The following is a 13459-nucleotide window of genomic DNA, read 5'->3' as shown; positions in this document are numbered from 1 at the left end:
GGTTTTCGTAAGCGTTAACCATTTAATAAATCAATTCTAAAAGAATAATCTAAGCGGCGCGTCCCTTGAAAAATGGATTGTGTTCTTTTTCTTGCGCGACCGTTGTCGCAGGGCCGTGGCCGGGGTGAAGCCCGGTGGCGTCTGGCAGACGCAGGACTTTTTGCGTGATGGAATTGAAGAGATCCTGCCAGGAGGAATTGGCGCGCCCCATGGACCCGGCAAAAATAACGTCGCCTGACAGCAGGGTCTGGTTGATGAGATAAGAGACGCCGCCCGTTGTGTGACCGGGGGTTTCTATGCACTGGATGCGTAAGTTGCCTAGCCTGATCTCATCTCCGTCCTTGACGATTTTGAAATCGGAGCTTCCTTTGGGTTTGGGTTCCTTGTGGTCAATATAGGTTGGGCATTCAAAGGCTTTTGTCAATTCTCCCAGGCCTCCGGCATGGTCCGGGTGGGCATGGGTCAACAGGATCATGCTGGGCTTCACGTTCATTTCCCGCGCCTTGTTGATGATGGTTTTCGGGTTCGCGCCGGTATCCACCACCGCTGTTTCTCCCGTTGCTTTACAACGTAACAGGAAACAATTGACGGGATATTCCCCCATGAATACATTGAGACAAACCAGATCGAAATCCGGATCGTCAAGGGGCGCCTGGGGAATCCAGCGTTCTTGAGCGCTGTCGATCAGGGCGGGGCCGTCTAAATCCAGGGCGTCTGCAAGTTTTAAGACTTGCGAATCCTCGGGCGTCAGTTGATAGCTTTCAATCCGCTGGAGATCGTCCCTGGAAATTCCCGTTGCCTGAGCAAGGTCGTCCTGGGACCAGTTTTTGCCGTCTCTGGCCTTTTGTAAAATATCCCCCAATTCATCTTCAAGCGCCATTGCGTTCCTTTCCTTAAAAAATAATATAAATTGATTAAAACTCTTTATTTCATTCGTCCCTTGAATGTCAACTCGGCAACGCCCGACTTGTCCAGTTCGCCTTTCCCGGCTTGAACGAGACGCTGATATTGGTCAAGCGTGGCCTGTGCCAGCGGCAACTGCAAGCCGACCGACTGCGCCATGTTGAGGGCGATCCCGGAATCCTTGGCGGCGTGCGCGGCGGAGAAATAGCATTCGTGATCCCGCTCCTGCATGTCTTGCCCGTCCGTTTCTAGAACGCGGGATGCCGCGCCGGTTTGACCGAATACCTCGCGTAGCATGCTCAGGTCCAGACCGAGCGCATCGCCCAGTCCCAGGCCCTCTGCCAATGCGGCGGTGTTGCAGTTCATGACCATATTGACGAGCGCCTTGACCTGCGCCGCAGTACCGGCTGGCCCCGTATAGAGATTCTTGACGCTCAAGTCCTGAAGAAGAGGGCGCGCCTGATCAAAAATCAATTCCTTTCCTGCGCAGATGAGGTAGAGCGTCCCTTCCCGCGCTTGCGTGATACTGCTGGCCATGAGCGCTTCGAGAGCGTTTCCTCCATGCTTTTCGACGAGCGCTTCCGCCTCGATGTGCGCTTCAGGGGAGACCGTGGCGAAATTGATGAACAGCCGACCCCTGGCATGACACAGCAGGCTTGAAGAATTTCCCTCGGAAAAAATTTCGCGCATGGCGGAATCATCCGGCACAATTGTCAGCACAACATCGGATAATTCCGCAACCCGGGCAGGTGTCGCGGCGGCCTCGCAAGCCAACTCTTTCGCCAATGATGCCGCGCCGGACGGGTTGATATCCTGAACCGCAGAGACAGCATACCCCTTGTCCTTGAGACGCCGGGCCATATTGGCGCCCATGCGACCCACGCCTACCAAACCGATACGACTGTTTTGATTTATCATTAAAACGTTCCCTTAAATATTCAGGAGGTGGAACAGACTCTTTAAATATACCAGACCCCGGATTCAAATTTAAAAAGTATCTGTGTCGCTGACAACGCTGGTTTTTAGAAACTAGTGATGCGGTCTTTGTCGCCGGATTGAGCCATCGGGAGTCCGTTTCAATTGGGCATTCCCTTGATGATCCATCGCGCATCCGGGTTGCCGGCTTCAAAAGCCTCATCGCCATCGGCATGAAGATAGATGGATTTCCTGTAACGGTACATATGGTGATTGAGCTTGGTGTTGATAATCTCCCAGTAATCGCCGTGCCGGATCAGTTTCAACTCGGCGCTGTTTGCGCTTGGGTAAAGCCCAACAGCGCCCGTAGCCGCTCGATAGGATAAGAACTCGGTCGCATCGCTATTGGAGCGCAGGTAGACCGCTCCGTTTCCCGCGTCCACGACGGTGAACTCCATAGGAGTGTTGCCCATAATCAACCAGTCATTTCTGTTCGACTGTATCGCCTTTCCATCCATATCCCAAATCGTTACATGATCGGCGATTGCGGAATTTGCGCTGGGCGTCGGCAACCTGTCCAGCGGCGGCAAGAATGATCGGGAGGCTTCTTTTTTCCATTGCCAGTTGAAGGGGATGAGCAGGTAAGGGTCGTAGAGATCGTCGTATCCGGGAACGGCTTCGATGGAGGCGAGGCAGATCAGTCGATTCGTTGCGATCGTTTCCTCATGCTTTATCTTGCCGGCAAGTCCGGTTTCTCCGTTGCTTGATGTGCAATCTTCAACCTTTCTTCCTTTGCCTCTGGAGGCGGGGGAGTTGTCGTCGGCGAGAAGGTAGGTGTCGTCGCGATTCGCTTCGTCATCGTACCAGGCGAGCATTTCGCTCTCGTCATAGTTGAGCCATTTATCGGCGAGCGCCTGCGCTTCTTTGCGAGCAAAGGATTCTCTGTTTGACCGGTTCTGCCCCATCGTCCGGATGAAGGCTCCCCACAGTTCTGCGGTTGCGTTTGCGGCGACCACGGCATTGGGTTTCATGTACTCTTCGCCGTAACCGATCCAGGTGATGGAGTATCGGGCGGCATAATAAGTTTCAAGAGGGTTTCGTTCATTCCAGACCACATCACCAGCGCTGGCGTTCAGTATTACGTTTTGAATGATCTTATGGTTGTGTTCTTCCACACCCGCTGTGCAACCATAGCCCTTGAGGTTTCTGACTTTCATGAAATCATCCTCGGGCAAGCGGACCACGTGGTCGAGAGAAAATGAATCCTGAAAGAGATGCACTGCCCTGCCAAATAGAAAATAGTTGCTCTCCACAGTGACTAGGCCGGGGATGATACCGCCATCTTTAACCACCATGGACTTGGGTTCCGCCATTGCCGCTTCCACAAAAACTTTGACGAATTTATTTCTCGCTCTTTGGATGGCCTGCACACCGCCTATTGCATTCTTGTCATGGGGACTTCGCATGAAATGATCCATATAGGCCGACACGGGTTCCTGCGCGACCGCGTCAAAACACTGCCGATCATTCGCGGTCGCTCCCACTCTCGTGCCGCCAAAATCAACAAACCTCTGCCCGATGATTGCTGAATATACCGCCATATAAGTGGATTCAAATCTTCCGTCCTCCACTTTTTCCGAATAGATTCGCTTCACTTCACCCTTATCCAAGGGGATATCAGAAAGTTTTTGAACACGACTCATCAAGGTGTTCAGCTTTTTGAGGTCCAATATTTTTTCTGCGCCCAAGCGTGTCAGCCATTCATGCCCCATAGGACTGGGAACGGGTTTGCTCGTAAATTGAGTGAATGAAAAGGCTGGCTGAGTCGGCAATAGGGATAGAATGACTGAAAATAAAATGACAGGTATTAGCTTCATGGGCCACCTCATCAAAAAAGTTGTCTGTAAGCGCTACGCAGTGAAGTTTCTTGAGAAATTCTAATAACCTGGCGAATTTGGTTTTTTCAAGTTTCTCGAACAGAGTTATCCCTGAATTGTAAGAAAATTCTTGTCAAAAAAAGTAAAAATGTTGAAATTTCGCAGACAATTGTACTTTAATACCCATGTTTGATAAAGTGTATTTCGGTTTTCTTAAATTTTGAGGGATTATGCCGGGAAGCTATTCTATAAAGACAGAAGAGATGCACGCTTCCCTGCAAGGTCTATTGTTGCGCCTTGCAGAATCCTTTCCTCTTGCGCAAGCAAAACTGGACAACGATTTTTTGTCCGATTTGAACCATTTTCTGAAACTTTATCCTCAGCTGGAAGCAATCATGGGGGAAGCCGCATCCGGACTTCAGCCCTCGCGTCAACTACTGACATCCACGAAACTTGAATGCGGCGTTCAACTCAGCGTTGATCAGGAAAAAGTTCAAAAGCTGAGGGCTCTTCCGATCAATTCCAGTCATCGCATTCGTTATGGTTCCTTTCAACAATCAAAGATCACGCTAGAAATCAAACAGGTCCCGGTCAAAAACAGGTCAACTAGATTGAAACCTTAGTATTGAGTAAATTTATCGGAGAAAAAACCATGTCAAAAAAAATCATCAAAAATCTGCAATCCTTGCCTAACGTTATCACCGGACTTGGTTTGGGAATTGCCGAGGCTCAGAGAAATTTCAACCTGAATTTTTTGCAGGACATGGAAGCCCTGCTCACCATGGTGAGCGATATGGGCGCGAAAAGCGCCGGCGATGGAACCAAGGGTTTTCAGGCCGTTCTGGAAACCATGCTCCCGGCGATGGCGCCTTCGCGCTACCAGTTCACAGAAACCACCTTCACAATGAAGATGGATATTTCCCAAAGTTTTGAAGCGGGCGTTGCGGGTGGAGTGAACATCGGGGTGGTACAGGCCGCAACCAGTTTGACCTATGGTAGCGACTACCGGGCCGCCGCCGAGGTGCGAACGGTCATTCACGCCGTTCCCATGGATAAAACAGTCTTGAACACTCTGCTCGACCGGGCTGAGGAGTTGGGCAAATTGAGCCTGACGATGCCTGAGAACTCTACCGTCAATCCCGAATTGTCTGCCCAGGCAAATTCAATTTTGGATACCTTGGCCGAGGGGGCCAAAAAGGTTAAAGAGAAAGATAAAAAAGAAGAGGAAGAGGACGCTTCGTAATTAAGATCAGGTTTGTTGAAATTTGACAATGACGCCCACGCTGATGGATTCCGTTAGCGTGGGCGATAAATAAGGATCAGTTCATGGCTACGAAGAAGACGACGTCAGGCAAACGGTCTGCGAAGAAAGCGGACCGGCAAGCTGATCGCGCTCAAAAACGCGCGGAGCGACAAGCCGCTAAATCTCAGAAAAAATCCGCTAAAGCAGAAGAGAGAGAGCAAAATCTAATAGAAAGAGAAAAAAACAAGGCTCGGAGAAAGGCGGAAAAAGACAGGGCGGAAGCTAAAAGAAAAGCCGAACGAGAAAAAGAAAAGGCCCAAAGAAAGTCAGAAAGGGAAAAGAAAGAGGCCCGGAGAAAAGCGGAGCGGGAAAAAGAGAAAACTCAGCGACAATCCAGGCAGGCCAAAAGGAAAGCGAAGAAGGACGCTGAATTGGATAGCTTTGTCAAAGCCGGTCCGCCTGCATCTCACAAGGAGTTTTCACAATTCGCAAAATTTCTGGCGGACATTGGGAAAAGCATGGTGGAAACACAGCGTATGATGGACTATGTTTCCCGCGAGTACAATCTGGAGAATCAGGACAAGGACTATGTGTTTCCTACGGTATTTCGCATACCAAAATTAACCGCCGAACTCAAGGTGGCGTTGGATAATGAATCGAGCGGCAAATTGAATGTGATTGTGGCTTCTAAAAAAACAACGTCCAAAGAACTCAACGAGCAAAGCATTCAATTTGAAATCATTGCCGCGCCTTTGCCGCCAGAGGCCTTGTCGTTTAAAAATGATGAAGATGATGATGAATAGCCATGCATGCCTAATATAAAACCGGGGGCATTTTAAAATGGTTGATGTGAATGATCGCTTAGAGGCGCTTTCCGAAGTTGTGGGGGATTTGAGCCAGGGGCTTGTCGCGGCAAATCTGGAATTGCTGGAAGTTTCTCAACAACGCGACGAAGCAGAACCGGCCTTCTTTCATGATTTTTTTTTCATCGGTCCCCTCCAGTTTGATTTAAATTTTACGATTTCTAAAAGTAAAAGCGGCTCCCTGTTATTTTTACTAAAAAAGCAGGGCCCTGAAAAAGTACTGGTAGACTTCAATTTGTCAGTCCGATTCCTTCCGGTTCCTGAAGCGGAACGAATGGAACGGGACGATGTCAAAGCCACGGAGCTGTTTTTCTGTTCCCCTCCATTCATCCATAGTTCCCCTTTATCGAATCAGCTGAGGAGGCACAGCCTCCTCGATCAGGCATTCCGTCCTGCTCCGTCGAATTCGATGTTGCTGTCTTTGGATATCGAGACCAAAGGCGTCTTTGCGTATTCGCAGGACGACAGGAATAAAAAGTCTGTCATTTTATGCTATACGCCGCCTGGGAAAAAAACGCGATTGATCGAGAATAAAAAAGACTCCCTCAGTATCGAGGCGTTCAACAGCATGATGGAAATATTGAGAGAATGGGCGCTCTGGGATTTCGACGAAGGAGAGGGCGCGCTCATTCCCCTGTCTGATCACACACAGCCGGATCACGATGTGATCTCCATTCTGCAAAAATTGCGTGAAACCTATGTCACCGCCGCGAGCAATCTAGACCTCCCTGCTGGTTCCTATCCCCCCTTGCTCACCCTTCACCAGGTGGATAACTTTCACTCTGATGCGGTTCTCCGGCTCAACGCAGACGGGAATATTGCTTTCGATGACGAAGAGGATGCTTTCCAATTGAGGATGAAATTAGAAGCGGTCCATGGCGAAGAAAGGCCGCGTATGCGGGTGACTTCCAAAATTCCCGACTTTCTGGTGGGAAGCGAGTTGAAGGATATCTTCGTTTCAAAACTTCATGATTCCAATGTGCTGAAAAAATTGCGCCGCGAACTGGAGAAGACGGCTTTGGGAAGATCGCTCAAAAAGAAAGACACGTTTCCTGATGACGATCAGATCACGGCTTATCTTGAAAATTGTTCCGATGACTGTCTGGTGTTCAGAACGAAACGCAAGGAAAAATCCGGCGGCAAATTCAAGGATACCGATGTCATAGTTTTGCGTGGGAGCATGCTCGGCGCTGAGCGAATCCTGATATTGCGAGTTAAATTTATTTTTGAACCCGGTCAGAGCTTGAGCGAAGAATTTCCTCCTGAACTCGACAGCTCGAGCCTTGATGTCTTGTTTTTTGGGAATGCGTCGGCGCTTTCAAGCAAACTGGATCAGGAAACTTCGGAATATTTTTTCAAGCTGTTCAATGCAATTTATAATTGGGTGAGTCTGTTCCGATGAAACCTTCAAAAACGGAAGCATGGATTTGGGGTGTCATCTGCTGGGGCTGGCGCCGCATTCTAAAAACTCTTGCTGTCCAGCGTCCTGTCTTTGGTCGCAACCGAAAGAAGCAGAACGTATCCGTGGGGCAGGGGGTATGTCTCAAGGTGCATTCTTCGCACACTGGGCATTCTTCAGATATAGAGCAATTTATTTTATCCACGGAAAAACAAAGCGCTCTCGCTCCTCTGGTATCGCTGGCGCAAAAGGGCGTCGTCGTCCAGTTTCATCTAGAAAATGAACAACAGGCGAGGCATGTTGGTAGCCTGATTCACAAATAGCCAATCAAGGGGGTGCGAAATGTCGGCAGAATTTGAAAAACGTAAACTGGAAGTGATTTGGGCCTTGCAGGAGGCCGAGCTCGAACAGGAAGCGGAATGGGAAGATTTCAAGCTGATGGTGCAAACCGCCGTCCAGCAGGTCACATCCACCCGAATCAAGTTCCTCAACGAAAAAGTTTACGCCGAGAGTTCGCCCGGAGTCGAAGCGATGCTTTTTGATTTTGTGATCGCGGCGACAATTTTTCTGCTCCCGGAAGCGCTGGTGGCCGCCGGCGCCTTGAAGGGCTTGAGCGTGATTGCGCAGAGGCTGAACATCCTAGCTCTGCCCGCAGGCAAAGCCCTGACAAAAGCCGTGCCTGTCGCGCGGATCACCACAACCAAGGGAGCCGTTAGCGCTTTGCGGACCATCGAAGAGCTGACCTTGAAGGCCGCGCAGGCCAGTCGCAATGCGCGGATCAAGGGACTGGTGGAAGCTTACGCCCCGCAAATCGCTCTTGGCGAAGAATATCTGATTAAAGGCCTTGCTGATAAAATTAAAAAATCCAATGAAGTTTCCGTGGCGGAAATGATGGCGGGGCCGGAGGAAAGCAAAATGCCCGACGCTCAGTTGCTCGACACATTGCATTCTTATGCGAACATGCAGACCAAACTGGTCAAGCTGAAATTGAGGCATATTATTTTTGGATTGAATACGGGAATTTATAAAAGTATGGAGGAGTTGGATATCATCATGCAGGCTCTCGGTAAAGCCGAATACCGCGCCTCCGCCCGGTCAGTTGATTTGAACGAAACTTTGATCATGCTGAACAATCAAAGTCTTTCGCCGCGCGACGCAATGATCAAGACCTTTGAATCCATCATATGGGGCTATATGTATGACTTTCAGGTCGACGAAAAAGACATCACCATTTACCCTGCGCCTACCTTGTTTCTTTATCTCCTTTTTGACAAGCCCGAGTTTAAGTTCAAAAAAAGAAAACTCCCCCCCTTTCCCGACAATATGTGGGATTACTGGCTGAAGAATACCATCGTCGATAACCTGCCCGAACCCATAACATTCAGTCAGCTTCAGGGTAGGGACAAGATAAGGAAGATCGCCTTTGCCAAGCAAATGGTGACACGCCGCGCTCACAATAATGAAATGGTGCAGGACTTCTTAGCGCCATTCGACCTAGCCGCTGAGTTTTGATTAAGGATGCGCTCGAGAACGTTTTTGAAAGGGCTTGACGGCGCTGGATCGCCGCGCTCCCTGCATTCTTCCTCTCGCCGTTCCGACGGTCGCTTCAGCTTGGAAAACGATTCCATCCCTCGTTCAGTGTTTTTTTAATCAATCATAGTAGCTAAAGTAATGCTCAATCAGAAAGCCGGAATTTTGACAATTCATCTTGAAAAACCTTCATTCGAGGGTCTTTTTCAGGATTATTAACGAATAAGTTATATTCGCTTAATTTTGATATTGAAAATGGTTATCATTATTATTACAATGCGCGAATTATGATGATGCTTAAATTATTATATTTCTCGAAATGAGGGAGTGGGTTTGAGTGAAATCGAACTAAGAAATATTTTCCAATTATATAGCAAGGAGTTGATGGGCTATTTGCTCCGCCAGGTGAGGTGTCAGGAAACCGCCTCAGATCTGATGCAAACAATTTTTTTGCGTTTGGCCGAGCAAACGACGATTGTCCAGAACCCTCGCCCTTACCTGTACCAAATCGCTAAAAATTTGGTGATCGACCATGTTCGCAAGGAAAAACGACGACAAACTTATCCTACGGATCACGAGGAGCTTGCGCATGTAAAAGATCATTCTCCCGGCCTTGAAGACACCGTTTCCAGCAAGCAACGAATCAGGCTCCTGCTTGGAGCTATTGAACGTCTCTCCCCTTTGACGCGGCAGGTTTTTGAATTGAACCGCATGGAAGGTCTGACTTACGTAGAAGTCGCCGACCGTTTGAAGATATCGGAGAGTACGGTTCAAAAGCATTTAGCCAAGGCCCTCTGCCAAGCCATGCAGTGCGTGAAATCCATTTAATTCCAAGTTTCGCTATGGTAAAACCAATTCTGGTTCGTCATCTATTTATGTGCAATCATCAATGAACTGGAATGCTGATGAATCAAGAAGAAAAGGGCGCTGTAGAAATTGACGCGCAAGCATCTTTATGGGTTATGCGACAAGGTTCGCCTGACTTCGGCCCGGCTGAACGCGCCCGTCTCGAAGCTTGGCGCATGCAAAGCGCTCAACACGAAGCGGCTTATCAGCTTGCCTGCCAGACATGGGATGAACTTGGGAAATTGACCCGGGAAGATTTACCTTCATCTGCCAAGATTCAAAAGCGTCAATTTAAAACATTCCCGCCAGCGGCCAAACCCAGAGCCAGATTTATTACAACAATTGCGGCGTCGATACTGTTGTTATTCGTAGTTACAAGTTTTTTTCGCATCAATCCCCTTGTTATCATCACAGCAGATTACTACACAAGCGCAGGTCAAATCAGTACGGTCGCTCTCGCAGATGGCAGTTCCGTTCAACTGAATACGGGGACGGCCATTGCAGTCCAGTTCGATGATAGGCAAAGGCGGATCAAATTGATCGAAGGGGAGGCGGCTTTCAAAGTAGCTCCATCCAACGGCGTTTTGCCGCCATTTGTGGTCGAAGCCGCCAACTGGGAGGCAAAAGCCCTCGGCACAGAATTCATTGTCCGACGTGATGGCGACGCGGTCAATGTCACCGTTCTGGAACACAGGGTTGAAGTTTCCGCCTCGGAGAGAGCCGCACCAGAGCAATCGCCAATCCTGCTCCATCCCGGCAACGCCATTCACTTAAGCAAGGCAAAAGCGCTCGGCCCTGTCACAACGGTGGACCTTGAGAGCGAGGCCTCCTGGCAGCGGGGGCAACTTGTTTTCGACCGGGTTCCCTTGTCTGAGGTTGTTGATAGTCTGAACCGATATCGTCGCAGTCGCATTCTGATTAGCGACGCGGCTCTGTCCGGTCGTCAGGTCAGCGGAGTCTTCCATATTGACCGTCTTGGCGGCGCCGCAGACACCATCGCCGCTGAGGTTGGCGCGCAATCCGTTCAGATATTTCCTTTTGTCACTCTCCTCTACTGATAGTTAGCAGATCCCTGGCATCCAGCCCTGAAAGGGAGATGATTGAGGAATTGATCTGTCGGAAAAAAACAGCTCTCCCGCCTGTCCCAAGTCTTCATTCAAAATCAAGACGAAACTTAATGTTGGGGAGGTCTGATTCCCTTTCCGGCGATTTACGCATCATGCCGGACAGGTATAATTTCTAGAATCTCCTTCCTCCCGAGAAAAAAGTCCCTGCGCATTACTGTATTCCCTCTCTAGGATCGTCAACAAGATAGCTAGTAAAGAACAAACCCGAAATAATTCAAAGCGAGTATTCACTCGCAATAAAGATAACCAAATGGGGGGTGGGATGGGAAGAAGCATAAGCGGTCGCAACCTGTGTTTAATCGCGTTGAGTTTAATAGTCCTTTTGATAGCTGGGGAAACCAGAAGCGCCTTTGCTCAATCGGGGCAGACCTTCAATCTCAATATTCCTTCGCAGGAACTCAATGCCGCGGTTTTGAAATTTGCCGAAGAGACCGGCGTTCAGGTTTTCTACGATTTCAATAAACTAAATGGCATTAGCTCTGGCGCTCTTGCGGGAGAATACACTGCCAAACAGGCTTTGAGAATTTTGTTTGCCGGGACGGGCTTGACGGCCCGGTTTACGGATTCCGGCGTGGTGAGAGTGGATGCAGAGGTAATATCTCTTCAGCCGATTCAGGTTGCGGGCATGCGTGAAGGCGGCTCGCTAGACACATTGTCTCGCAACGTCACAGTCATCCCCAAGGATGAGATCATGAGGCAACAGGAGACCTCGCACGGTCTCGCAGACATGATCGCCAAGCTCGTGCCGGGTATGTCTCCCTCCAGCCAGACGCTTTCCAATTTCGGTCAGAGGCTTCGCGGGCGCGACGTGCTTGTGCTCATTGACGGCGTGCCGCTGAATACCAGTCGCAATGTATCGCGCGATCTGTTCAATATCACGCCGTCCAACATCGAGAGCATCGAGGTGGTCCACGGCGGTAGCGCCTTGTATGGCGACAGCGCGGCGGGCGGAATTATTCACATCAATACCCTGAAGGGCGAAACAGGGGAGCCGGTTTTCAAAACCACGATGGCCGGTAGCAGTGGTCTCTCCAGAGTGGGTCACGACGCGCTATCCGGGCGAATGGAACAACAAGTCAGCGGCAAGGAAAACGACGTTGACTATCTCCTATCCTTCTCCGGCGAGCAGACCCAGGGTTTTTTCGACGCGGATGCCGACCGCATCGCTCCCGAGCCGAGCCAAGGCGATTTGTCGGACACAAGGACCGTGGATTTGCTTGCCAAGATCGGCTACGAGTGGTCCGATCAGCGCGTGCAATTTTCTGCGAGCTATCTGGACTCCGAGCAGGATACGGATTTCGTTTCAGATCCGACCGTCACTAATTTTGCGAAAGGTTCCGTGAAATCGCGTCCGCTCAGCGGCCTGTCGCTTGAGAACCAGGCCGGGCGCGAGAATCTCATACTCAATCTCAATTATAGCAATCGGGAGTTGTTTGGAAGTTCCGTGAAGACTCAGGCCTATTTCCGCGACTACGAGACGCGATTCTCTCCTTTTGATGGGCGGACGATCGGTAGCGTTAACGCGGTGATTCAGACGTTTCTGGTGTCCGAGGTCTATGGCGGTCGTGTCACGGTGGACACGCCCATTATTGGACTCGAGTCGATCAATGCCAAATTACTCTGGGGAGCGGATGTTAAAAGCGAGGACGTCAAACAGCCCGCTACGGTTTTTAACGGAACGATTTTCGATTCTTCCGGCGGGACCGACTTTGTGGTCACCAATGCAGAGAAGACCTACGTTCCCAAGATGACGACCAACTCCTACGGCGTATTTGCTCAACTGGAGGCCAACCCCGTTGACTGGTTGACCTTGCGCGGCGGTCTGCGTCACGAGATCGTTGATGTCAGCTACGGAGCTTTTACAACGCTCGGCGCGGGCAACAATATCGAAGGCGGTGAAATCGACTATGCAGAGACCACATTCAACGTGGGTGCGGTTGTCACACCGGTAGAGGACGTCGACGTCTACGCGAATTTTTCCCAGTCCTTCGAACTGCCGGACATTGGACTGCAATTGCGTTTGGCGGGGGTGGGTTTTTCTTCTGACAATGCCAGTCTCAATCCGCGAATCACAGACAACGTCGAGATCGGAATCAGAAGGTCCTGGGACAGGCTCAGGGCCAGCATCGCAGGCTTTTACAGCGAGTCCGACGAGGGGAACATCTTCATAGAAAACTTCACGATTGCCCAGGCGCGCACAACCGAGAAGATTTATGGCGTCGAGGCGACCGCCGATTATGCATTCAGCGATCAACTCGATATGGGCGGTACCTTCACCTGGCTGGAGGGCATACGCGCGAATCCGAGCGGCGGCGATGATATCGCTCTGGACGGCTTCCGCATTCCGCCGCTCAAGCTCACCGGCTACATGGAATATCATCCGAGCGATTGGTGGAACCTGCGCCTTCATGCTCTCTACTCGGGCAATCGCACCTCTGCCGCCGATGACAATATCAGCTTCGGCGGGCGCGAGGTCAGCGACTATACCGTCGTCGACCTATACGGCGGCTTCGATCTCGGTCATGGCAAGCTGAAGGTCGGCGTTGAAAATCTGTTGAACAACCAGTACAAGACCGTGTTCGGTCAGTTGCTTCGTAACAGCAATAATACCAGTAATATCACCGCTCGTGGCGCCACTGCGCGCATTGCCTATACGTTCAACTGGTGACCGCCGTATCGAAATATTTGAAGCGCGTATCAAGTTGTCCCGCGAAGCGGGCGATGCGGGTATCCAGAAACGTGTATGCGTTTGCCCT

The 13459-nt window shown here is 50.3% G+C and carries 12 protein-coding genes; 9 read left to right on the top strand and 3 right to left on the bottom strand.

Annotated features, from left to right (window positions below):
• Positions 1-49: 49 nt before the first annotated feature.
• The 3 genes from G3M78_13295 to G3M78_13285 form a co-directional block, all read right to left on the bottom strand.
• Positions 50-880 (bottom strand): MBL fold metallo-hydrolase, encoded by an 831-nt coding sequence (locus G3M78_13295; protein ID QPJ66315.1) that lies wholly within the window; start codon positions 878-880, stop codon positions 50-52.
• Positions 881-924: 44 nt separating this feature from the next.
• A complete protein-coding gene (locus tag G3M78_13290) occupies positions 925-1821 on the bottom strand; it encodes an NAD(P)-dependent oxidoreductase (GenBank protein ID QPJ66314.1) in 897 nt (298 codons plus the stop codon).
• A 158-nt stretch (positions 1822-1979) separates the two neighbouring features.
• Positions 1980-3695: a hypothetical protein gene (locus G3M78_13285; GenBank protein ID QPJ66313.1), complete on the bottom strand. Its 1716-nt coding sequence runs from the start codon at positions 3693-3695 to the stop codon at positions 1980-1982.
• 230 nt (positions 3696-3925) lie between these two features.
• On the opposite strand from G3M78_13285, the gene G3M78_13280 reads away from it, so the two are divergent.
• The 9 genes from G3M78_13280 to G3M78_13240 all read left to right on the top strand — a co-directional run bounded on the left by G3M78_13280 (position 3926) and on the right by G3M78_13240 (position 13371).
• Positions 3926-4318: a hypothetical protein gene (locus G3M78_13280; protein QPJ66312.1), complete on the top strand. Its 393-nt coding sequence runs from the start codon at positions 3926-3928 to the stop codon at positions 4316-4318.
• Between the two features lie 29 nt (positions 4319-4347).
• Positions 4348-4938, top strand: a complete 591-nt coding sequence (locus G3M78_13275; protein QPJ66311.1) for a hypothetical protein — start codon at positions 4348-4350, stop codon at positions 4936-4938.
• An 83-nt stretch (positions 4939-5021) separates the two neighbouring features.
• A complete protein-coding gene (locus G3M78_13270; protein ID QPJ66310.1) occupies positions 5022-5741 on the top strand; it encodes a hypothetical protein in 720 nt (239 codons plus the stop codon).
• Positions 5742-5787: 46 nt separating this feature from the next.
• A complete protein-coding gene (locus G3M78_13265; protein ID QPJ66309.1) occupies positions 5788-7203 on the top strand; it encodes a hypothetical protein in 1416 nt (471 codons plus the stop codon).
• Positions 7200-7523 carry a hypothetical protein gene (locus tag G3M78_13260; protein QPJ66308.1) on the top strand — a complete coding sequence of 108 codons (324 nt, stop codon included), beginning with the start codon at positions 7200-7202 and terminating at the stop codon, positions 7521-7523. Before G3M78_13265 ends, G3M78_13260 begins: the two co-directional genes overlap by 4 nt.
• Positions 7524-7542: 19 nt before the next feature.
• Positions 7543-8712, top strand: coding sequence for a hypothetical protein (locus G3M78_13255; GenBank protein QPJ66307.1), 1170 nt, complete (start codon positions 7543-7545; stop codon positions 8710-8712).
• Between the two features lie 351 nt (positions 8713-9063).
• A complete protein-coding gene (locus tag G3M78_13250) occupies positions 9064-9558 on the top strand; it encodes an RNA polymerase sigma factor (protein ID QPJ66306.1) in 495 nt (164 codons plus the stop codon).
• Positions 9559-9635: 77 nt separating this feature from the next.
• Positions 9636-10634: a FecR family protein gene (locus G3M78_13245; protein ID QPJ66305.1), complete on the top strand. Its 999-nt coding sequence runs from the start codon at positions 9636-9638 to the stop codon at positions 10632-10634.
• A 331-nt stretch (positions 10635-10965) separates the two neighbouring features.
• Complete coding sequence (locus tag G3M78_13240; protein QPJ66304.1) at positions 10966-13371, top strand: TonB-dependent receptor; 2406 nt, start codon at positions 10966-10968, stop codon at positions 13369-13371.
• The last annotated feature ends 88 nt before the right edge of the window (positions 13372-13459 follow it).

This window comes from Candidatus Nitrohelix vancouverensis, assembly GCA_015698305.1.
In the GTDB taxonomy this organism is placed as follows: domain Bacteria; phylum Nitrospinota; class Nitrospinia; order Nitrospinales; family VA-1; genus Nitrohelix; species Nitrohelix vancouverensis.
The sequence above is the reverse complement of the archived record's forward strand: the minus strand, read 5'-3'. Positions and strand labels throughout refer to the sequence as shown.